Here is a 21995-nt window from a genome sequence, read left to right as displayed (position 1 = left end):
GAAGCTTTTTATTGTCTTTATTAATTAAAGTCAATCATCATCTTTGGGGGCCGAAATCCTTGGCAACTGCTCCAGGGCCTCGAGGATCTTTTCTTCGGGATACTCGTAATCTTCGAGCTTCCCTTCTAAGAAATCATCGTAGGCCGCCAGATCAAAGTGGCCATGGCCACTAAAGTTAAAGACAATGACCTTCTCCTCTCCAGTCTCCCGGCATTTTAGGGCCTCATCAATGGCCGCCCGTACGGCATGGCTGGTCTCTGGAGCAGGAATGATGCCCTCGGTCTGGGCAAAAAGAACGGCGGCCTCAAAACAGGGGTTTTGAGGATAGGCCCGGGCCTTTACCAGCCCATCGGCCACCAGCTGACAGACCAGGGGCGCATCTCCGTGGTATCTGAGCCCCCCGGCGTGAATACCCGGAGGCTCAAAGGTGTGTCCCAGGGTGTGCATCAGCAGCAGGGGGGTCAAGCCAGCGGTATCACCATAGTCGTAACGATAAAGACCCTTGGTAAGGGTCGGACAGCTGGTGGGTTCAACGGCGATTACCTCAGCCTCTAAATCTCCGGCCAGGATATCGCCCACAAAGGGAAAAACAAACCCTCCGAAGTTGCTTCCTCCTCCAACACAACCGATGAGGACATCCGGACGTTCATCCACCAACTCAAGCTGTTTTTTGGTCTCCAGACCGATAACCGTCTGGTGCAGAAGAACGTGGTTTAAGACGCTACCCAGGGCGTAGTTGGTGTCTTCATGGGTGGCGGCATCCTCCACCGCCTCCGATATGGCTATGCCCAGACTGCCCCTACTCTCTGGGTTTTGGGCCAGGATACGCCGGCCAGACTCCGTCCGCTCCGTGGGAGAGGGAAAGACCTCCGCCCCCCAGATATGCATAAGACTTTTGCGGAAAGGTTTTTGATAAAAGCTGACCTTTACCATATAAACCGTGCAGTCCAGGCCGAAGAGTTTGCAGGCAAAGGAAAGGGCACTGCCCCATTGACCGGCCCCTGTTTCGGTAGCCAGACGCCTGATACCCTCCTTTTTGTTGTAATAGGCCTGGGCCACAGCGGTGTTAGGTTTGTGACTTCCGGGGGGGCTGACACTTTCATCTTTATAGTAGATTCGTGCCGGTGTCTTGAGGGCCTGCTCAAGGCGCCAGGCCCGACGCAAAGGGGTGGGGCGCCAGAGTCGATAGACCTCCCGAATCTCTTCAGGAATCTCTATCCAGGGCTCCGGACTCATCTCCTGCTCGATGAGAGACCGGGGAAAGATGGCCCGCAGGGCCTCTGGATCCAAAGGGCGGCCGGTTTTAGGGTCAAGGGGAGGGGCCGGGGGGTTAGGTAGCCGAGGAATGATATTAAACCAGGCCCGGGGAAGCTCACTTTCCGGAAGAAGAATTTTGGCCTCTGAAGACATGGCCCCTCCTTAAAGAATAACGGTTACCCCAAAGTCAATTCTGGCCTATACAAGAAAGCGTCAGAACTATCAAGTCAAGAAGCAAGGATGGATAAAGCCCCAAGGGAAGAGTCAACCGTTTCGGATCGTTGTTTTTAGGCAGAAGTGCGTCTATAGTGGGCCTGCATATGGGAAAAAAGATCAAAAAGAAGCCCTCCATTCCCCCTACGGAAAAAAACATTATCAAGATCATGGAAGAGCGGGGACGGCCCCTGCTGTTACGAGAAATCTATCACGCCCTTCATATTCCTTCTGAAGAGCGGAAAAAGGTTCGGGAGCTTATCCAGAGGCTCACCTCTCAGGGACGGCTGGTTCACCTCAAGGGTAAGCGTTATGGGCTACCAGAGAAGATGCGTCTGGTCACCGGCCGTCTCACCGTTCATCGCGATGGATACGGCTTTGTGGAGACAGGAGAAAAAGGCCAGCCGGATGTCTTCATCCCTCCCGGAAAGCTCAAAGGGGCCGTGGACGGAGACCGGGTAGTTGTCCGAATCGAAAAGTCCGGACGCCGCCCCGAGGGTTCTATTATCCGGATCCTGGAGCGAGGTCGTCGAAAGATTATCGGCTATTTTCATCGTGGCCGACATGTCTCCACCGTTATTCCCGAAGAAGAAAATCTCTTCTTTGAGGTCTTTATCCCCAAGGGGCTAGGCAAGGGGGCCCGGAGCGGCCAAATAGTGGTAGCGGAGCTCATCGACTTTCGTCCGGAGCGGCGCAATCCCGAAGGTCGGGTAATAGAAGTTCTGGGTGATCCCAAAGACCTAAGTGTCCAGACCAAGATCGTCATTCACAAATACGACCTTCCCCATGAACTCTCTGAGGCCGCAAAGAAAGAGCTGCAGCAGATTCCAGATGAAGTCCGGGAGGAAGACAAGGCCGGCCGGGAGGACCTCACCGAGATTCCGTTGGTGACCATCGACGGAGAGACAGCCCGAGACTTCGATGACGCCGTTTATGTGGCCAAGCGCCGTCAGGGCTGGCGCCTCTATGTCGCCATCGCCGATGTCAGCCACTATGTCCCCCAAGGATCAGCCCTGGATGAAGAGGCCTATAGACGAGGAACCAGCGTTTATTTCCCCAACGCAGTGGTTCCCATGTTTCCAGAAAAACTCTCCAACAACCTTTGCTCCCTAAACCCGGAGGTGGAACGACTGGCCTTGGCGGTCATCATCGATTTTGACCGACAGGGACGGGTTAAGCGATCCCGCTTCACCAAAGCCGTCATTAGAAGCCATCACCGGTTCAGCTACACGGAGGTCAAAAAGATTCTGGTAGACAGAGATCGGGATCTTCGCCGGGAGCACAAGCCCTTTCTCACCTCTCTCAAGTGGATGGCCGAGCTGGCTATGGAGATCAAGGCCCAGCGGGAGGCCCGAGGCTCCATCGACTTTGACCTTCCCGAACCTCAAATCATCCTCAGCTTCAAAGGGGAGCTTGAGGATATCGTTCGCCGGGAGCGTAATCTGGCCCATATGATCATCGAAGAATTCATGATCGCCGCCAACGAAGCCGTAGCCCGGCATCTCACCGAAAGAGAGTATCCCATACTTTATCGCGTCCATGAGGCCCCAGACCTTGAGAGGGTAAAAGAGTTTGTGGAGTTTGCCGCCAGCCTGGGGTTGGATTTAAAGGTCCCCCGAAGGCTTTCTCCGGCCTGGTTTCAGCAGGTGTTAAAAGAGATAGAAGGAAAGCCCTATGCCTATATTGTCAATACGATCCTTTTGCGCACCATGAAGCAGGCCAGTTACGATCCTTACAATCTGGGCCACTTCGGCCTGGCCTCAGAATGCTATTGTCACTTTACCTCCCCCATTAGACGCTACCCGGATTTGGTCGTCCACCGGGCCCTAAAGGCCCTCCTTGAAGGGCGAAAGCCCCCCTATCGCTTAGAAGATCTTAAGAAGATGGGCCAGCATCTTTCTCACCGGGAACGGGTGGCCATGGAGGCCGAACGGGAGATGATCGACCGGGTAAGGGTTCGGCTGATGGCCGAACGTCTGGGTGAGGAATATGAAGGGGTCATCTCCGGAGTGGCTGCCTTTGGCTTTTTTGTTGAGCTCTTTGAGGTCTTTGTCTCCGGTGTGGTTCGCCTGGTGGACCTCTCCGATGACTATTACATCCTCGACGAGAAACATCACCGGCTGGTGGGCACCCGCACAGGGAGAGTTTTTCAGATCGGAGACGTCGTTCGAGTGAGAGTCAAGGCGGTAGATATAGCCCGCCGACACATCAATTTTGAGCTGATAGAAAGCCGAAAAGAGAATGGCAAAAAATCCGGCAGGCGCCGCAAGCGCCGCTCCAAAAAGAAAAAAGCTAATCCATGAACATCCACCTCCAAGACCTGAAAGAGCTGGCTTCCGAAAGGCTTCTTCCCTGGCTCATTCTTCTCCTGCTGGCTGGAGGGGCCTATTTTTTGGCCAAACGAATCCTTGTCCGCTTAGCCCATGACTTCTCCCAGCGCTCTCGCAACCAGATAGATGACCTTCTCGCCCGCCATGGAGTCTTTGATGCCCTGGCCTATCTCCTGCCCCTGGTCATTATCCACTACGCCTCAGCCTTCATGCCCGCTGGCGCGATTCTCCTTCAGCGTCTGGTGTCGGTCTCCCTGGTGGCTCTAGTAGCCCTGCTGGCTGATCGTCTGCTTTCCGTAGGGCTCGACCTTTACGAACGCCACCCTATCTCTCGAAAGCGCCCCCTTAAGGGTTACGTGCAGGTAGCCAAGATCCTTATCTATGCCGCGGCCCTCATTGTTGGCCTCTGTCAACTGTTGGAAAAGTCTCCCTGGGGGCTTTTGAGCGGTCTGGGGGCCTTGAGTGCTGTGCTTCTTCTTGTCTTTCGGCACACCCTCCTTTCCTTTGTCGCCAGTTTTCAGGTTATTTCCCAAGATCTCTTCCGGCTGGGAGACTGGATCGAGATGCCCCAGCACGGAGCCGACGGAGAGGTCGTGGATATGACCCTTCATACGGTAAAGATCCAGAACTGGGACAAGACCATTGTCTGCATCCCCACCTACCGATTTTTAGAAGAATCCTTCAAAAACTGGCGGGGCATGAAGATGGCCGGAGGCCGGCGTATCAAGCGGGCCATCCTGGTGGATCAGGAGACCATCTGCTTTTGCGACCAGGAAATGCTCCAGCGCTTCCGAAGGATCCACCTCATTGGCCCTTATGTTGAGCAAAAAATGCGAGAAATTGAAGAATACAATCAGAGCCAGGGAATAGACACCAGTGCCTCCCCCTTAAATGGCCGCCGGATGACCAATCTCGGAACATTCCGGATTTACATTGAGGAGTATCTCCGACATCATCCCCGGATCCGTCAGGATATGACCTTGATGGTTCGCCAACTGGCCCCCACTCCGCAGGGATTACCACTGGAGATTTACTGTTTTGCCGCCGAGACCAGATGGATTCCTTATGAGAAGATTCAGGCCGATATCTTTGATCATATTTTGGCCGCTGCTCCAGAATTCGGCCTCTCCGTCTTTCAGATTCCCACCGGAAAAGACCTTAAAGGGGCCTTGGTGGCCCTGGAAACCGCTCAGAAAAGCGAAAGCTGAGGCGAAGAGGTTCCGGACTGGGCCGAAGACTCCGGGCCTGGGGCCTCAGAAAATATGCGCACCTCTCCATAGAGGCCGTCATAGCCAGGACGGACGGAAATTCGCCCCTCTCTGACCCGCCGAATTCCCTCCAGGATGCGTTCGGGGACAAATTCACCCAGAGTCTGGTAGGAGAGACGGAGAAGGATATCGAATTCGCTACCCCCCAGGGTGATCAGCTGTTTGTAAATTTTAGCCACCCTGGCAGCTGTGGGCCTTACGCCCTCGGCCTCCGCGATGATCTCCAGCAGAGGAACCAGATGGATGGACCCAGGCACACCCTCCGGCCGAAAGCCCGGAGGGCGGTCGGCCAGCTCCTCTACCCGGTGCATGACCCCAATAGTTAAGGGCTGGCCGCAGACCGGACAGAGCCCTTTATGGGCCTTGGTCTCTTGGGGAGAGAAAACCACTCCACAGGAGCGATGGCCATCGTAGTGGTATTTGCCCTCCTCAGGATAAAACTCCACCGTGAAAAGGAGGCTCTTTTCTCGAATGGCCCTGGATATAGCCTCATAGGAGGGCTCTCCCTCAAAGGCATTGGCCTCCCGGCCGATCTTGGCCGGAGAGTGGGCATCAGAGTTGGAAACCAGGGTGATGGAGTCTAAAGCCGAAAGGCGCCAGTTCATCTCCGGATCAGAGGAAAGGCCGGTTTCAATGGCGTAGATAAACTCCAGCTCCTCCTCAAAGGCCTCCTCAAGGGAGTCAAAACCGCTGGCCGCCCCGAAAATAGAAAACCATGGCGTCCAGGCATGGGCCGGAATAACCAAGCAACGGGAATCAATCTCCCGAATAAGACGGGCCAGCTCCTTAACCGAAAAGCCAAAGATGGGCCGCCCATCGGCATAGATATTCCCTCGCCGGGAAAGGACCCGGTTTATCTCTCGAACCGTGCCCAGATCTGGGGCCAAAACCAGGGTATGAACCCGATAGGTCTTCCCTCGCTGAGAGAAGATATTGGAAATCTCTGCCGAGAGAATAAATTTTGTCCCTGCTCCTTCAGGACGAACAAAAAGCCCGTTACCCAGGGGCTCAAGCTCTTCTTCCAGCTCCTTAAAATAGCCTGGATGGGTGAAGTCTCCCGTACCAAGCACGGCCAGGCCCTTTTCTTTGGCCACCTGATCAAGCACCGAGATGGTCATTTGCCGGCTGGTAGCCCGGCTATACCTGGAGTGAATATGGAGGTCAGCCAGAAAGAATTCTTTATCCTCAAAGGAGGGCCAGCAGACACTCATCGACTAAAATAACCTCTTATGGCCTCCACCAGGGCAGCAATAGTGTAAGTCTGCGGTTCTATATCTACCTTGAGCCCCAACTCCCGGGCCGTCTGGCTGGTTATGGGGCCTATAGAGGCTACCTTAACCCCAGAGAGAAGGTTAGATGCCGCCTCTGGCCCCCCAACCATGGCCACAAAATTGCGCACCGTCGAAGAACTGGTGAAGGTTACGACATCTAAACCCTCTTCCAGGATTCGCCTCAGCCTCTCTGCCCCGCCCGAAGGACGAACCGTTTTGTAGGCCGGGGCGACCACCACCTCTGCCCCCTGCTCTCGAAGTTTGACGGGAAGAATCTCCCGGGCCTCAAGGGCTCGGGGAATAAGGATTCGGGCCCCAGAGAGGGTCTCTTTGCCCAACGCCTCTATAAGACCCTCGGCCCGGTACTGTTTGGGAACCAGATCGGCCACAAGACCGTAGCCTTTCAGGGCCTCGGCGGTCTTTTCGCCAATAGCCGCTAAGCGAACCCCTTTTAGCTGACGGACATCATGGCCCAAGGCAAAAAGGCGCTTAAAGAAAAAATGCACTCCGTTCGCACTGGTAAAGATAACCCAGGAAAAGGACTCCAGGGCCGAGATAGCCTCATCCAGAGGCCCGTAATCGTCTGGAGCAACCGTCTTTATGGTCGGAAATTCTACTGGTTCGGCCCCCAGAGCGTAAAGGCGGGCCGAAAGATCGCTGGCCTGCTCCCTGGTGCGGGTCACCAGAACCCGCAGGCCGAAGAGGGGACGATTCTCAAACCAGGCCAGCTTATCCCGGAGAGAGACTACTTCACCTACCACGATAATGGCCGGGGCCTTAAGGCCGGCCCGGCGAACCTCCTCGGCAATGTTCTCTAAATGACCAACTACGGTTTTCTGGCGGGGCAAAGTCCCCCAGCGAATAACAGCCACTGGCGTCTGAGGAGATTTGCCGGCGGAGATAAGGCTCCGGGCAATATGAGGCAGATTCTTTACCCCCATAAAAAAGACCAAGGTGCCCACCCTGGCCAAGGCCGCCCAGTCAATAGCGGAACGCTCTTTGGTAGGATCTTCGTGCCCGGTAACAAAGGCCACCGCCGAAGTGAGTTCCCGATGAGTGAGAGGAATACCGGCATAGGCCGGCACGGCTACCGCTGCCGTGACCCCGGGTACTACCTCAAAGGGAATTCCTGCGGCAACGATCTCTTCAGCCTCCTCTCCCCCTCGACCAAAGACAAAAGGATCTCCACCCTTTAAACGACAGACAACCTTTCCTTGCCGGGCCTTCTCCACCAGGAGACGATTGATCTCCTCTTGAGAAAGGGTATGGTCTCCACCCTTTTTACCTACATAGATGATTTCCGCCTCAGGCCGGGCATGGACCAAAAAGGCCTCATTGGCCAAATAGTCATAAACGATGCAGTCCGCCTCTCTTATGGCCTCTATGGCCTTGACGGTGATAAGGCCCGGGTCGCCAGGACCTGCTCCCACAAGATAGACTTTGCCTCTGGCCATTATACCTCCGCTATTTTATAAACCTCTTCCAGAATCTGTCGCCCCCCGGCCTCAAGGATCTCTTCAGCCACCGCCACCCCGATCTTGGCGGCCTCAGAGGCCGGTCCAGAGCGATGTCGCCGAATAACCCGCCGGCCCTCGGGATCTGCTACCAGGGCCGCAAGATGGATCTCTCCGTCTTTTAAGGTGGCGTGGGCGGCCAGGGGAACCTGACAGCCTCCCTCAAGGCGGGCCAAAAAGGCCCTTTCAGCCTGGGTGCAGACGGCCGTCTCTGGATGGTGGAGAAAAGAAAGTAGTTCCTTGATGGCCTTATCATCTGCCCGGACCTCTATCCCCAGAGCTCCCTGACCGATGGCCGGAATTATGGTCTCTGGGGAAATAAACTCTGTGGCCCGGTGAATCTGCCCCAAACGTCTAAGGCCAGCCGCGGCCAGAACAATGGCTTCATAGCGACCTTCATCTAACTTCCGCAGGCGGGTATCGACATTCCCTCGCAGGGGTTCAATGACTAGATCCGGCCTTAAGGCCCTGATCTGGGCCTGACGCCGGAGGCTACTGGTGCCCAGACGCCCTCCCGGAGGAAGATCCTTCAGACCCTGACCGGAGCGGGAGATAAGGACATCTCTTGGATCCTCCCTCCGAGGAACAATGGCGATTTCCAGGCCCTCCGGGAGCTCCGTAGGCACATCTTTTAAGCTGTGGACGGCCAGATCCACCCGGCGGCAAAGAAGGGCTTCCTCAATCTCCTTGACGAACAACCCCTTTCCCCCCACTTTGGCCAGAGGAACATCGAGGATTTTATCTCCCTTGGTCTTGATAATCTCCAGCTCCACAGAGAGGCCTGGATAACGCGTCTTAAGGGCCTCTCGGACCCACTCCGTTTGGGTGAGGGCCAGCTTACTGCCTCGGGTGCCGATAATAACGCGCTTCAGTGACATGTAGAACAGCTCCCCCCTGAGCAACCAGAACAGCCGCCTCCAGAGCTAGAGACAAAACGGCTCCCGCTCTTAAAGGCAAAGGCGGAAAGGCATTTGCGAACGTCCTCGCTCTGACACTTGGGACAACGCACTTTACTGGAAGACCCTAAGACCAGCTCCTCAAAAATCTCATGACACTTCTGACATTCAAATTCATAGATAGGCATGAACCACCACCTCTTTATTCTTTGCTTTAAAGGATCTCTTTAATCAATTTAACAGGCATTATGGGCAATACCACCTGTAGGCCAGAAGGTCAAAAAAAATGACCTCATCAAAAAGGACCTGCAAAACTTTCTTGACGATAAAGACTCCAAAATCAAAGATACAACACCTAAAACCCAAATAGATTCTTCCCGGAAAAAGCTTTCAGAAAGGTAGATAAATAATTGAACCCTTTTTCTCAAGAGATCATCATTCCCTTAGGACTCTTGATGGGAGCCTTGGTTCACGGACTGGCGGGGTTTGGCTTCGCCTTAGTGGCCGTGCCCCTTCTGGCTTTGATTTACCCCTTAAGGCTCATCGTCCCTCTGGTGGCCCTAAATGGACTGGTCATCAATTTAGCCCTCTTTGGCCTTTTGAGGAGACACTTCCGTCCAGCCCTAATCAAGCCCTTGCTCCTGGGAGCCCTTCCCGGAATAGTAGTCGGGGTGGTAATTTTAAAGAAAGTCCCCGAAGGGCCTTTGCGGTGGCTTCTGGCCCTTGTGCTTGGCGGCTATGGCCTCTTTGGTCTTTTCTCTCCCCATCCCCGAATAACCCTTAGCCCTTCCTGGGGCTACTTTTTTGGTCTTATAGCCGGGGCCTTAGGGGCGGCCCTCAACACCCCTGGGCCTCCGGTAGTAATCTATATTAGCCTCTCCCGCCTTAAAAAAGAGGAGATGAAGGTGGCCCTTCAGGGATTCTTTGCCATCTTAGGGGTTTTTGTTGTCGGGCTCTATCTCCTTGGCGGACTGATCTCTTCTTTTGTTTGGCGATGGTTTCTCCTCTCTCTACCTTTGGTGGCCCTAGGCCTTGTATCTGGTCAGATCCTCTTTCACCGTCTCGGGGAGACCGCCTACCGGCGCTTAATTTTCGGACTTCTTGTCGTTTTGGGGCTAATGATGATCCCCAGAGGGAATTGACATCGCCGGTAGAGAGACCAAAATTTGAAATATCGTTTAATTCCCTTCTTACTTGTCAGGGGCATGAGAGGGGGGCCATGAATACCCGGCAAATCCTCGAAGGTATTCTGGAAGACCACCAGAAACCACCCTTTAAGGTTTGTTACTGGGACGGCCAGGAATCCTTGTTTGGCCAGGGAAGACCCCTTTTTACCATTTACTTCAAGACCCGAGAGGCCCTGGAAAACATCCTTTTAGATCCTTCCACAGGCTTTGGGGAAGGATACATGAGAGGAGATATTGACGTAGAAGGCGACCTGGGGGCCGTGGTGGCCCTGGCCTATCAGAAAGATCTATTTCAAAAGCTGTCCATCAAAGAAAAGGGCCGTCTCCTCTGGCTTAATCTCTGTCGTAAAAAAAGCCTTAAGGAGGCTCGAGAGGAGATAAAGGTCCACTATGATCGAGGAAATGATTTTTATCGCCTCTGGCTGGATCAGGAGATGAACTACTCCTGTGCCTACTTTCGGAATCCAGATGAAGACTTAGAGACCGCCCAGAAAAACAAGCTTCATCTTATTTTTCGTAAACTCCGCCTCGGCGAGGCCGAGAATCTTCTGGATATCGGAAGTGGCTGGGGAAGTCTTCTTCTTGAGGCCGCCAGGCTCTTCCCTCATCTGAGGGGATTGGGAATCACCCTGGCCGAAGAACAACTTAAACTAGCCCAAGAACGGGCAGAAAAAGAAGGGGTCTCTGACCGAATACGCTTTAAGCTTTGGGACTACCGTGAACTGCCTCAGGTCTGTTCAGAAGACTTTGATCGGATCGTCTCCGTAGGAATGTTCGAACATGTAGGCAAGGAATATATTCCCATTTTCTTTGAGGTGGTGGAGCGCTTCCTCCGGCCCAAAGGTCTCTTTCTCCTCCACACCATTGGTAAACTCCGTGAGGAGGAAACAGACCCCTGGATCCGAAAATACATCTTTCCGGGTGGTTACCTTCCAGCTCTGGGAGAGATTGTCGAGGCCGGAGAAAAGACTTCGCTCCAGTTTGTTGACCTTGAAGACTTAAGACCACACTATCATTTGACCCTGAGCCACTGGGCCAAACGTTTCGAAGCCCACCGGGAAACCATCATCAAGATGTTCGACAAAACCTTTTATCGAATGTGGCGTCTCTATCTTCATGGCTCCCGGGTCTCCTTTTCCGAAGGCCATCTCCATGTCTTCCAGCTTTTATACTATAAAGGGTCGCGGTTTGATCTTCCTTTGACCAGAGAGTGGCTCCTTCTTTAGTCTTCGTTGGCCCTTAAGTCCTGGTGTGGTATGGTATCTTCCTTTAGGAGGTCCAAATATGGCCGAAGAAAGGACCATTTGTGCTGTTTGTGCCTGGAGGGAAACCTGTAAAAAAAAGTATTCTTTTGATTCCCAGGGCCCCATTAAATGCCCGGATTTCGTTCGCGACGTGACCATCAAAGTGGAGGAAGAAAAAGGTGATCAGGAAGGAGATCGAGCGAAGACTGAAGGATCTACACCAGAAAGCCATCCATGAAGGAGTGATAACAGACCCTATTTGTCCCCGTTTCACCGTTGAACCTCCCAGACAGAAAAACTTTGGCGATTACGCCAGTAATATTGCCTTGGTGTTGGCGGGAAAAAATAAAACTTCTCCTCGCAACCTGGCCCTTTGGTTTGTGGACTCTCTTCAAAAAGACCCTCTTTTTTCCCGGGTCGAGGTAGCCGGACCAGGATTCATAAATTTTTTTGTCTCTCCAGAGTACTGGCAAAAGACCGTAGCCCGGGTGCTCTTAGATCCTGATTACGGTCGAAGTGAATTGGGTGGTGGTCGGCGGGTGTTATTGGAGTTTGTCAGTGCCAACCCCACAGGCCCTCTCCACGTAGGCCATGGTCGAGGAGCGGCTGTCGGCGATAGCCTGGCCAATATCCTGGAGCTGGCGGGGTTTCAGGTTGAAAGAGAGTATTATGTAAATGATGTGGGCAAACAAATGGATATCTTGGGGGCATCAGTATATCTTCGCTATTTAGAACTTCTAGGGAAGAAAATACACTTTCCGGAAGACTACTATCAGGGTGACTACATCCGGGATATCGCTCGGGAAATTTTAGAAAAACATGGAGCTCAATTTAAAGATTTGGAGTTAGAAGAGGCCCTTCCTTTCTTTCGAAAATATGCCCTTTCGGTAATTTTGGCCGACATCAGAAAAGATCTGGAAGATTTTGGTGTCCATTACGATCAATGGTTTTCCGAGGCCGGTCTTTATCAAGAAGGGCTGGTGGAAGAGACTATCCAGGCCCTTAAGGACTCCGGCTACCTATATGAAAAGGATGGGGCCCTCTGGTTTCGCTCTACGGCCTTCGGTGACGAAAAAGATCGGGTGGTTGTTCGAGCTAATGGCCAGACCACCTATTTTGCCTCTGATATTGCCTATCACCGCCACAAATACGAACGCGGTTATGATCTTTTGGTAGATGTTTGGGGAGCAGATCATCATGGTTATGTGCCTCGCGTAAAGGCCGCCGTGGCCGCTCTGGGTTATGATCCCGAAAAACTAAAGGTTCTTCTAGTCCAATTTGTTAACCTTCTGGAAGAAGGTGAGCTGAAAAGCATGTCCACCAGACGCGGCGAATTCGTGCCTCTTAAAGAAGTTCTAAAAGAAGTTGGTCGAGATGCCGTAAGGTTTATCTTCCTCACCAGGCACTGCAACAGCCATCTGGACTTTGACCTCTCTCTGGCCAAAAAGCAATCTCAAGAAAATCCTGTCTATTATGTGCAATATGCCCATGCTCGGGTGGCCAGTGTCTTTGAAAAGGCATCTGAAAGAGGAATTTCCCTTAAGTCTTTAGAAGAAATAGATCTCGGGTTCCTTAAGGAGGAGGAAGAGCTGGAGCTTCTAAAACTCCTTGATGCCTTTCCAGATATCGTGGAAGGGGCCGCCGAAAGTCTAGAACCTCACAGGTTGACCTTCTACCTTACCGAGGTAGCTACGGTCTTTCACAACTACTACACCAAACATCGTTTTCTCTCTGAAGACGAAGGGCTGACTCAGGCCCGGCTGGCCCTGGCCCTGGCTACCCAGAGGGTCATCGGCCGAGGACTATCCCTTTTGGGGGTCTCAGCACCGGAGAAGATGTGATGGCCAAGGAAAAAAGGATCAAATTTCGGATCGAACTAGGACTAGGGGGGCTTGTTCTTACCATTATGGTGACCATCTGCCTGATGGTCTGGATGTTTATACTCGGTCTTTGGTTGGGTCAGAATTTGGCGGTCGGGCGAGCCAAAAAGGCTCCCTCTCCCGTAGCCGAAAAGACCCTTTCACCTAAGGCCAAAAAGGCCTTACCCGAGTCTCCTCCAACAATAATCAAAACACCACCTATTAATCGAAACTTCATAGAGACCCCCCTCCCAGAGACCAAAGAAAAGCCAGCGGAGACCTATACGCCTCCTCCAGCCCCTGAACCGAAGCCTCAAAAGAAGGCTGTAGCCCCCAAGAAGTCAGAGGTTCATGTCAGCCAAAAATCAAGGGTGAGTCAAACCAAGAAAAAGATCCTTAAGACTTTCTATAGCCTTCAGGTAGCCTCTTTAAGGAATCCACAAGAGGCTCAGCGTTATGCCCGAAAGTTAAGAGCTAGAGGATATGAGGCCTTTGTACGAAAGGTAAACCTTAAGGATAAGGGTATTTGGTATCGAGTTCACGTAGGTCGATTTAATTCTTTATCTGAAGCCTCTCGCTTTGCCAAAAAGCTGGCTCAAAAAGAGGGGCTCAAGAGTTTTGTTGTTCCCCTTAAAGAATGATTCGCAAGGCCAAGATCTCTGACATTCGGGATATACACCGTCTAATTACCCATTTCTCCCGGCATGGTTCGGTGCTTCAGCGTCCGCTATCCGAACTATATGAGTACGTGAGGGATTTTTTTGTCTTTATTCCCGAGGGGGAAACCATCATTGCTGGCACCTGTGCCCTCCACGTCACCTGGGAAGATCTAGCCGAGATTCGTTCTCTGACGGTGGCCGAAGAGTATCAAGGGCTGGGAGTGGGCGAGGACCTTATTGAACACTGTCTGGCCGAGGCCCGGGAGTTGGGTCTCCGCCGGGTCTTTGTCTTAACCAATGTGCCTGACTATTTTCAGAGATTGGGTTTTTTTCTTATCGATAAAGGAACTCTTCCCCACAAGGTATGGGCTGATTGTGTCAAATGCCTCAAGTTTCCGGATTGTGATGAAGTGGCCATGATCAAGGAGATAAAATGAAACCGGAAGATATCTTTGAAATCGTATCTATTAGCCTCAAGGAACGAGCTGATGCCTGGGAGATTTACTTCTCCCGCGGCCGAGGGCTGAAAATAGAGACCAAAGAAGGAAAGATAGAAAACTTTCAACCTCAAGAGTCCGAAGGTCTTTCCATAAGGGTAATAACCGGCCAGCGACTGGGGTTTGCCTACACCTCGCAGATAAACCCGGAGATAGTTCGAAAAACGGCGGCAAAGGCCCTAGAAAATGCCCAGGTAACAGAAAGAGACGAGGCCCATCGACTGCCATCTGGTGAGTCTCTGCCTCAGGCACCTGAAATCAGAGACCAGACCATAGATTCTTTATCAATAGAAGAAAAAATAGAAATCGCTCTTTCCATACACCAGGCGGCCACCAAGACCGACCCTCGAATCAAAAAAGTTCAGCAGGCCAAATATCAGGATGGCCTGCAAGAGGTGGCCATTTTTAACTCTCTAGGGGTCTCTGGTAAGGCCATATCTACCAATTTTTCTCTCTCCTGCGTAGCTGTGGCTGAAGAGAAAGATACCTCGGAGATGGGCTGGGAGTACCAGGCCAGCCGTTTTCTCTCTGATCTTAACCCTTCGAGGGTAGGTCAAGTTGCTGCCCAACGAGCCCTAGAGCGCTTAGGGGCCATAAAACCGGAAAGCTCTTATTTGCCAACCATCTTTCGGCCTTATATCACCGTAGATTTTCTAGAACTGCTTTCTTTCTCCTTTTGTGGAGACAACATCGTAAAAGGAAAAAGCCAATTAGCGGGAAAGAAAGGGGAAACTCTCTTTGCTAAGCAAGTAAATATCGTCGATGATGGTCTTCTCCCTAAGGGACTGGCTACCAGGGCCTTTGATGATGAAGGAGTAGGTCAACAGACCACTCTTTTAGTGGTGGAAGGCCGGGTAGAAGGTTTTCTTTTTGATACTTATTGGGCCCAGCGGGCCGGAGAACGATCCACCGGTAATGCCGCTCGGGGAGGCTTTCAATCTCCACCCCTGGTCTCTACAACCAATCTTTGTCTTCAACCGGGCAACATCTCTCCGAATGAGCTTATTAAAACTTTAACAAAAGGGGTTATAATTACAGAAGTTCTGGGGATGCATACCGCTGATCCGGTAAGTGGAGATTTTTCTGTCGGAGCAGCAGGTCTGTTGGTAAAAGACGGTGAGGTTGTCTCCTCCCTTACAGGACTGGCCATCTCTGGAAATATTTTCGATATATTCAAACGAATCGAGGTTGTCTGTTCAGATCTTTGTTTTTATGGCTCTGTAGGAGCCCCCAGTATTCTTATTGGCGGCCTCGATATTAGTGGAAGGTGAAGATGTTAGGAAAATTAGTTGCCAAAATAGTCGGTACCAAAAACGATCGAGAGCTTAAACGTCTTCGACCAATTGTCGAAAAAATTAATGCCCTTGAGCCAGAGATTAAAAGACTCTCAGATAGCCAGCTTCAGGCCAAAACAGCTGAATTTAAAGAAAGACTAGAGAAAGGAGAAAGCCTCGATCATCTTCTTCCTGAAGCCTTCGCTGTGGTGAGGGAGGCCTCGCGACGGACTCTGGGCATGAGACACTTTGATGTCCAGCTCATGGGCGGTGTTGTCCTTCATGAAGGTAAGATCGCCGAGATGAAAACAGGTGAAGGAAAGACTTTAGTGGCCACCCTTCCTGCTTATCTCAATGCCCTTACCGGAAAGGGAGTCCATATTGTTACGGTTAATGATTATCTGGCCAAACGAGATGCTGAGTGGATGGGAAGTATATATCGTTTTTTAGGGCTATCTGTAGGAGTGATTGTTCATGGTCTGAATGATAGCGAACGCAAAGAGGCCTATAGAGCAGATATCACCTATGGCACTAATAATGAGTTCGGGTTTGACTATCTTCGGGACAACATGAAGTACAGTTTGGAGGAGATGGTTCAGCGAGAATTCCATTATGCCATAGTAGATGAAGTGGACTCCATTCTTATAGATGAAGCTCGAACTCCGCTTATAATTTCGGGGCCCTCTGAGGAATCTACAGATCTTTATTATGTAGTTGATCGAATAGTTCGCCACCTAAAAAAGGATAGAGATTTCACCATTGAAGAGAAGACCAAAAGCGTCATTCTTACCGAAGAAGGGGTCGCCCGAGCAGAGAAATTATTGAAGGTAGAAAATTTATACGACCCCCGACATGTAAACCTTCTTCATCATGTCATCCAAGCTTTAAGGGCTCATCATCTCTTTAAGAGGGATGTGGACTATATAGTCAAAGAAGGCAAGGTAATAATTGTTGACGAGTTTACCGGAAGGCTAATGCCAGGAAGACGCTGGAGTGATGGACTTCATCAAGCCATAGAGGCCAAAGAAGGGGTTCACATAGAGAGTGAAAATCAGACTCTGGCCACCATTACCTTCCAAAATTTCTTCCGGATGTATGAAAAATTGGCTGGAATGACGGGAACAGCCGAAACAGAGGCCCAGGAGTTCAAAGAAATTTATGATCTAGATGTGGTGGTTATTCCTACCAACAAACCCATGATCCGGATAGATCATCCAGATGTGGTTTATCGCACAGAAAGGGAAAAATTTCAGGCTGTAGTCAAGGAAATAGAAGAACTTTATCGCCAGGGAAGACCGGTTCTAGTAGGAACTATCTCTATTGAAAAAAGTGAAAAACTATCCCGTCTTCTCAAGAAGGCCAAAATCCCCCATCAGGTTTTAAACGCCAAGTATCACGAAAGAGAGGCGGCCATTATTGCCCAGGCTGGCCGTTCAGGATCTGTAACAATAGCCACTAATATGGCTGGTCGAGGAGTAGATATCCTGCTGGGAGGAAACCCTGAAGGTCTGGCCAAAGAAGAATTGGCCCGCGAGGGAATATCCTTTGAGGAGATAGATCCTTTGGCCTGGAGAGAGGCCTTGGAAATGGCCAAGCGGGGTGAGGATCCTACCAATAAATTTCCAGAGATTTGGGCAGAGATTCTCTATGAGAAGGTAAAACTTTGTCAGGAAGACTATGAAAAGGTCAAATCCCTGGGAGGCCTTCATATTATTGGAACCGAACGTCATGAATCCAGACGGATAGACAATCAACTTAGAGGACGGGCGGGCCGTCAGGGAGATCCTGGATCTTCGCGTTTTTATCTCTCCTTAGAAGATGATCTCCTGCGTATATTTGGTTCAGACAAGATTCAGGGGCTGATGGGTAAACTAGGGATGACCGATGGCGAACCCATTGAACACAGCTTCCTCTCTAAGGCCATTGAACAAGCCCAAAAAAGGGTTGAGGCCCACAATTTTGACATACGAAAACACCTCTTGGAATACGATGATGTGATGAATAAGCAACGAGAGGTGGTCTATGCTCAGCGACGCCATGTCCTGGAGAACGAAAATATAAAAGAAGATATAGAGGAGATGATCGAAGATGTGGTCTTCTCCATCGTCGATACCTTTATTCCTGAAAAGACTCCACCCAGTGAATGGGATTGGAAGGGTCTCGCAGGAAAATTTCAGGCCCAATTTGGTTTCAAGCCGTCAATAAATGAAAAAGATGATCTTAATCGGGAAGAACTGGAAAAGCGACTCATTCAAGAGGCCAAAAACTATTATCTCTCCAAAGAAAAAGAGGTTGAACCAGAGATTCTCCGTTATTTAGAGAGAATGATTCTTCTTCAAACTATAGATAATCTTTGGAAGGAACACCTCCTGGCCATGGACCATCTTCGGGAGGGAATAGGACTTAGAGGTTATGGCCAAAGGGATCCTCTTCAGGAATACAAAAAAGAGGCCTTTGATATGTTTATGGACTTGGTTGAGAGAATAAAGGCCCAGACTTTGGCCATTCTCTTCCGAATCCAGGTCTCTCGAGAAGAAGAAATAGAAAAAATAGAAAGCAGACAAAGACGTCCTTTGAGACTGGTTTATAGTCGAGGAGAAGAGGCTGAAGAACCAAAGAAACCCCAACCTGTACGAAGAGCCAAAAAGATCGGTCGGAACGACCCTTGTCCCTGTGGTAGTGGTAAAAAATATAAAAAGTGTTGCGGTAAAACCCCGGCACAGGCCACAAAGGTATAAAATCCAATGGATCTTCCCAAGGGTTTTTTATTCTCTGCCCTCAGCGCTGGAATCAAAAAGGAATCCCGGCTAGATCTTGCCCTCATTTATTCAGAGGTACCAGCAAGGGCAGCGGGAGTCTTTACTACCAACAAAATTAAAGCCGCTCCGGTAATTTTGGCAGAAGAGAGACTTCTGTCTAATAAACTTCAGGCCATTCTTATAAACAGTGGTAATGCCAATGCCTGTACAGGAGAAGAAGGTCTTATAGCAGCTCGAGAAACGGCGGCTTATGTCGCTAAAAATCTTAGAATTTCAGAAAATTTAGTTATAACCTCCTCTACAGGGGTAATTGGTATTCCTTTACCTAAAGATAAAATAATCAATAAAATACCTTTTTTAGTGGCTTCTTTATCTCCTGATGGTTTATCTCAGGTAGCTGAGGCTATCCTAACCACTGATACCTTTAAGAAAGTCTATGCTAAACGAATAAATATAAAGGGAAAAGAAGTTACCATTTTAGCAGTCGCCAAAGGGGCAGGAATGATTGCTCCCAACATGGCCACTATGTTGGCCTTTGCTCTTACTGATATCAATATAGAAAAAGAATCTTTAAAAGAGGCCCTTAAAAAGGCTGTTTCCCAAACATTTAATCGAATTACCGTAGATGGTGATACTAGTACCAATGATTCAGTAATTATTATGGCCAACTCTTTAGCTAAAAATGAAATGATTTCTTATAAAGACAAAGAATATAAAATATTCTATGAGGCTTTAGAGGAAATATTTGACAAACTATCTTTTATGATTGTCAAAGATGGTGAAGGGGCAACAAAGGTAGTGGATATAATAGTCACAGGGGCTAAAGATGAAGTCCAAGCCTTAAAGGCTAGCAAGACCGTAGCTAATTCCCTTTTGGTAAAGACAGCTCTCTTCGGAGAAGATCCTAATTGGGGCAGAATAATGGCTGCTCTGGGAAGGTCAGATATACAAATAGATCCTTCTCGTATATCCATTAGTTTTGATGACATTGAAATAGTCTCTCAGGGTAAAGGATGTGGAGAAAAAGCAGAAAAAAAAGCCCATTTGGTAATGAAAAAGGATTATTTCAAGATAAAAATAAATTTGAATATAGGGAAAGCTGTATCCCTAATAAGGACATGTGATTTGACATATGATTACGTAAAAATAAACGCCGAATATCGCACCTGATTTGCCTACCAGAGATACTCTCCTCATCATCTTGCAAAAAATAAAATTTTCGTTTTCATAAATTTATTCTCTTAAATTCAAAAACTTTAGAAAATTTTTTCACAAAAAGAGGCTGAATCGAACATGAAGAAAGAAGAAAAAAACAAAAATTCCGTAGAAATGGGTTTTTGTCAAAAATTTTCGGAAGAAATTCCTCTAAATGAAGGATGCCGTCATCCAAAAGATTATTGTCCCCACAGACAGGCATGTATGCTTTATTTTCTATTTAAAGAAAAAAAGAAGGGAGCTTTATGAGATTATTATTAACTAATGACGATGGAATATATGCTCCGGGAATATGTGCCCTTTATGATGCTCTAATAGAAGAACATGAGGTAATTGTAGTGGCTCCAGAGGCTGAAAGGAGCGCTGTAGGACATGCTATAACTCTTTCAGATCCATTAAGAGTTAAAAAAATAAAGGCTGGGAGACAATTTTTAGGGTTTGCCATAAATGGCACTCCAGCAGATTGCGTAAAAATAGCTATTCATGAACTTATAGGTAGGGATATCGACATGGTGATTTCAGGAATAAATAGAGGAGCCAATGTGGGTATAAATGTCCTATATTCGGGCACGGTATCTGCCGCTACTGAAGGTGCTATTTTAGGATATAAGGCTTTAGCTTTCTCATTAAATAGTTACAAAGATCCTGATTTTTGCTTTGCTAGTAATTTTGCTAGCCAATTTATAAATTCTTTAAAAGATATGGATATAAACGGAATTTGTTTAAACATAAATATTCCCGATCTTCCACCTCATAAAATAAGAGGCATAAAAATAACTAGACAAAATATAAGTCCTTTCATTGAAAAATTTGAAAAAAGAGTCGATCCTCACGGAAATGTATATTATTGGCAGACCGGAGAGATAATCAGAGAAGATGAGCCCGAGGATGTGGATACAAGAGCTTTAAGAGAGGGATATATAAGTATAACCCCTATCCATCACGACCTTACCTATTATCCGGCCTTTGCAAAGATGAAATACTGGAATATTAATATAGATGATTTTTCCCTTGCATAAGAAAAAAGCTTTTATTATAAAGATCAAAAAAAGTTTAATAGGGGGCGGAAATGAAAAAGCGTTCACGACCTATCACCAAAGATGATGTAAAATTTGTTTATGAGAATTATGCAAAAATGGCCTCTTCAGAAATAGCAGAAAAATTAGGAATAAGCAGATTTCAGGTAATGAAAATTGTAAGTGAGCTCAGAAAAAGAGGAGTTGATATTCCCAAGAAAATAGGTCGAAAAGAGAATCCTATTGATGCTTTTGTCAAAGAATTAGAAGCTAAAGGAGTACAACTTAAACCTAAAAAGGCAGCTAAAAAATAACTTTTAAAAAGTTAGAAAAATTAGATCTATTAAGGTCGCCGAAGAGTTTTTTTACTCTGTCGGCGACAACTTTTTTAATGCCATGAAAAAAATTTTGGAAAAGTTGATCAACTTTCAAAATTTATCTTCTGAAGAAATGAGCTTATCCATGAAATTAATAATGGAGGGGAAGGCTTCACCTGCCCAAATAGCCTCATTTCTAACCGCTCTTCGAATGAAAGGAGAAACTATAGAAGAAATAGCCTCGGCGGCCAGAGTAATGAGGGAAAAATCTCTTAATATCAAAGTTGATTTAACACCAGAGACCCCTTTAATAGATACTTGTGGAACAGGAGGAGATAATAAAAAAACCTTTAATATTTCTACAGCTTCAGCCTTTGTGGTCGCTGGAACAAATTTAAAAGTTGCTAAACACGGGAATAGATCTATATCTAGCCAATCAGGAAGCGCTGATGTTCTAGAATCTTTAGGTATAAAGATAGATCTTTCTCCCAAATCCGTAGTTAGATGTATTCAAGAGGTAGGAATAGGCTTTCTTTTCGCTCCATCTCTTCATCCAGCGATGAAGTATGCTATTTCTCCTCGAAGAGAGTTGGGATTCAGAACTATCTTCAACATTTTGGGGCCATTGACAAATCCAGCAGGGGCAAATATCCAAGTTCTTGGTGTTTTTGATAAAAAACTATTGTCAACATTGGTTAGAGTACTCAAAGAATTGGGTTCTCTAGCTGCCATGGTTGTGTATGGAGAAGGAGGATATGATGAAATAACCATAACTGGAAAAACTTACGTTTCAGAATTAAAAAATGGTTGTATAAAAGAGTATATTTTAGATCCTAAAGACTTCGGTCTTTCTTATGGCTATCCAGAGGATCTGGAGGTAAATTCACCGCAAGAATCGGCCTTGATTATAGAGAAAATTTTATCGGGAAAAGAAAAAGGTCCTCGAAGAGATATGGTTGTCCTTAATGCAGCAGCGGCCATTTATCTAAGTAAAAATAAAGATTTTAAGCATTCTCTTGAGGAAGCTATTCAAAGCATTGATAGGGGAAAGGCCTGGAAAAAACTTCAGGAGCTTCGAGAACTTAGCCGGCATTTAACCTAATTTTAATTTTTAAAAGGCCAAAATTGCCAGTCATTTTTATTCTCCCTAGCCAAAAAGCCTTTTTAGCCTATTTTAATTGAGTTTTTAGATATTTCTGGTAAAAATAAAAAGGCTTTT

Annotated in this window: 20 protein-coding genes; 15 read left to right on the top strand and 5 right to left on the bottom strand. The window is 48.5% G+C overall.

The annotated features are described in order from the left end of the window. Positions 1-30 precede the first annotated feature (30 nt). Positions 31-1410: a TrpB-like pyridoxal phosphate-dependent enzyme gene (locus tag G4V39_RS06395; protein ID WP_166032132.1), complete on the bottom strand. Its 1380-nt coding sequence runs from the start codon at positions 1408-1410 to the stop codon at positions 31-33. A 167-nt stretch (positions 1411-1577) separates the two neighbouring features. Between G4V39_RS06395 and rnr the strand changes: the two genes are divergently transcribed. Then, a complete protein-coding gene (gene rnr / locus G4V39_RS06390) occupies positions 1578-3773 on the top strand; it encodes a ribonuclease R (protein WP_166032131.1) in 2196 nt (731 codons plus the stop codon). Next, entirely contained in the window at positions 3770-5008 is a 1239-nt protein-coding gene (locus G4V39_RS06385; RefSeq protein ID WP_166032130.1) for a mechanosensitive ion channel family protein, read from the top strand. Before rnr ends, G4V39_RS06385 begins: the two co-directional genes overlap by 4 nt. On the opposite strand, the gene G4V39_RS06380 is transcribed toward G4V39_RS06385, so the two are convergent. Genes G4V39_RS06380 through G4V39_RS06365 form a run of 4 tightly spaced genes read right to left on the bottom strand, consistent with a single transcriptional unit; the run spans position 4990 to position 8937 of the window. Continuing rightward, positions 4990-6279, bottom strand: a complete 1290-nt coding sequence (locus tag G4V39_RS06380) for an endonuclease Q family protein (RefSeq protein WP_210412024.1) — start codon at positions 6277-6279, stop codon at positions 4990-4992. The genes G4V39_RS06385 and G4V39_RS06380 overlap by 19 nt on opposite strands. Continuing rightward, entirely contained in the window at positions 6276-7793 is a 1518-nt protein-coding gene (gene cobA / locus G4V39_RS06375) for a uroporphyrinogen-III C-methyltransferase (RefSeq protein ID WP_166032129.1), read from the bottom strand. The genes G4V39_RS06380 and cobA overlap by 4 nt, the downstream gene beginning before the upstream one ends. Next, entirely contained in the window at positions 7793-8731 is a 939-nt protein-coding gene (gene hemC / locus G4V39_RS06370; RefSeq protein ID WP_166032128.1) for a hydroxymethylbilane synthase, read from the bottom strand. Before hemC ends, cobA begins: the two co-directional genes overlap by 1 nt. After that, on the bottom strand, positions 8722-8937 hold the full coding sequence (locus G4V39_RS06365) for an FmdB family zinc ribbon protein (RefSeq protein ID WP_166032127.1): 216 nt from the start codon (positions 8935-8937) through the stop codon (positions 8722-8724). Before G4V39_RS06365 ends, hemC begins: the two co-directional genes overlap by 10 nt. A 222-nt stretch (positions 8938-9159) precedes the next feature. Between G4V39_RS06365 and G4V39_RS06360 the strand changes: the two genes are divergently transcribed. From G4V39_RS06360 to trpD, 13 genes are all read left to right on the top strand, one after another. Then, a complete protein-coding gene (locus tag G4V39_RS06360) occupies positions 9160-9891 on the top strand; it encodes a sulfite exporter TauE/SafE family protein (RefSeq protein WP_181494195.1) in 732 nt (243 codons plus the stop codon). A 77-nt stretch (positions 9892-9968) separates the two neighbouring features. Continuing rightward, positions 9969-11162 carry an SAM-dependent methyltransferase gene (locus G4V39_RS06355; RefSeq protein WP_166032125.1) on the top strand — a complete coding sequence of 398 codons (1194 nt, stop codon included), beginning with the start codon at positions 9969-9971 and terminating at the stop codon, positions 11160-11162. 58 nt (positions 11163-11220) lie between these two features. Then, positions 11221-11418 carry a hypothetical protein gene (locus tag G4V39_RS06350; protein WP_166032124.1) on the top strand — a complete coding sequence of 66 codons (198 nt, stop codon included), beginning with the start codon at positions 11221-11223 and terminating at the stop codon, positions 11416-11418. Then, positions 11360-13021 carry an arginine--tRNA ligase gene (gene argS, locus G4V39_RS06345; RefSeq protein ID WP_166032123.1) on the top strand — a complete coding sequence of 554 codons (1662 nt, stop codon included), beginning with the start codon at positions 11360-11362 and terminating at the stop codon, positions 13019-13021. The genes G4V39_RS06350 and argS overlap by 59 nt, the downstream gene beginning before the upstream one ends. Then, complete coding sequence (locus G4V39_RS06340; protein WP_166032122.1) at positions 13021-13680, top strand: SPOR domain-containing protein; 660 nt, start codon at positions 13021-13023, stop codon at positions 13678-13680. Before argS ends, G4V39_RS06340 begins: the two co-directional genes overlap by 1 nt. Next, on the top strand, positions 13677-14135 hold the full coding sequence (locus G4V39_RS06335; protein ID WP_166032121.1) for an N-acetyltransferase: 459 nt from the start codon (positions 13677-13679) through the stop codon (positions 14133-14135). The genes G4V39_RS06340 and G4V39_RS06335 overlap by 4 nt, the downstream gene beginning before the upstream one ends. Then, positions 14132-15466: a TldD/PmbA family protein gene (locus tag G4V39_RS06330; RefSeq protein WP_166032120.1), complete on the top strand. Its 1335-nt coding sequence runs from the start codon at positions 14132-14134 to the stop codon at positions 15464-15466. The genes G4V39_RS06335 and G4V39_RS06330 overlap by 4 nt, the downstream gene beginning before the upstream one ends. A 2-nt stretch (positions 15467-15468) precedes the next feature. Further along, the gene (secA, locus tag G4V39_RS06325; protein ID WP_166032119.1) at positions 15469-18207 is read left to right on the top strand and encodes a preprotein translocase subunit SecA; all 2739 of its coding nucleotides are present in this window, start codon (positions 15469-15471) and stop codon (positions 18205-18207) included. A gap of 6 nt (positions 18208-18213) precedes the next feature. Further along, the gene (gene argJ / locus G4V39_RS06320; RefSeq protein WP_166032118.1) at positions 18214-19398 is read left to right on the top strand and encodes a bifunctional glutamate N-acetyltransferase/amino-acid acetyltransferase ArgJ; all 1185 of its coding nucleotides are present in this window, start codon (positions 18214-18216) and stop codon (positions 19396-19398) included. 123 nt (positions 19399-19521) lie between these two features. Next, entirely contained in the window at positions 19522-19692 is a 171-nt protein-coding gene (locus G4V39_RS06315) for a hypothetical protein (RefSeq protein ID WP_166032117.1), read from the top strand. Continuing rightward, the gene (gene surE, locus G4V39_RS06310; protein WP_166032116.1) at positions 19689-20462 is read left to right on the top strand and encodes a 5'/3'-nucleotidase SurE; all 774 of its coding nucleotides are present in this window, start codon (positions 19689-19691) and stop codon (positions 20460-20462) included. Before G4V39_RS06315 ends, surE begins: the two co-directional genes overlap by 4 nt. Before the next feature lie 50 nt (positions 20463-20512). Next, positions 20513-20773 (top strand): MarR family transcriptional regulator, encoded by a 261-nt coding sequence (locus G4V39_RS06305; protein ID WP_166032115.1) that lies wholly within the window; start codon positions 20513-20515, stop codon positions 20771-20773. An 82-nt stretch (positions 20774-20855) separates the two neighbouring features. After that, positions 20856-21878: an anthranilate phosphoribosyltransferase gene (gene trpD, locus G4V39_RS06300; protein ID WP_166032114.1), complete on the top strand. Its 1023-nt coding sequence runs from the start codon at positions 20856-20858 to the stop codon at positions 21876-21878. The last annotated feature ends 117 nt before the right edge of the window (positions 21879-21995 follow it).

This window comes from Thermosulfuriphilus ammonigenes (assembly GCF_011207455.1).
Lineage (GTDB): Bacteria > Desulfobacterota > Thermodesulfobacteria > Thermodesulfobacteriales > ST65 > Thermosulfuriphilus > Thermosulfuriphilus ammonigenes.
This window is presented reverse-complemented; position numbering and strand designations above follow the sequence as displayed.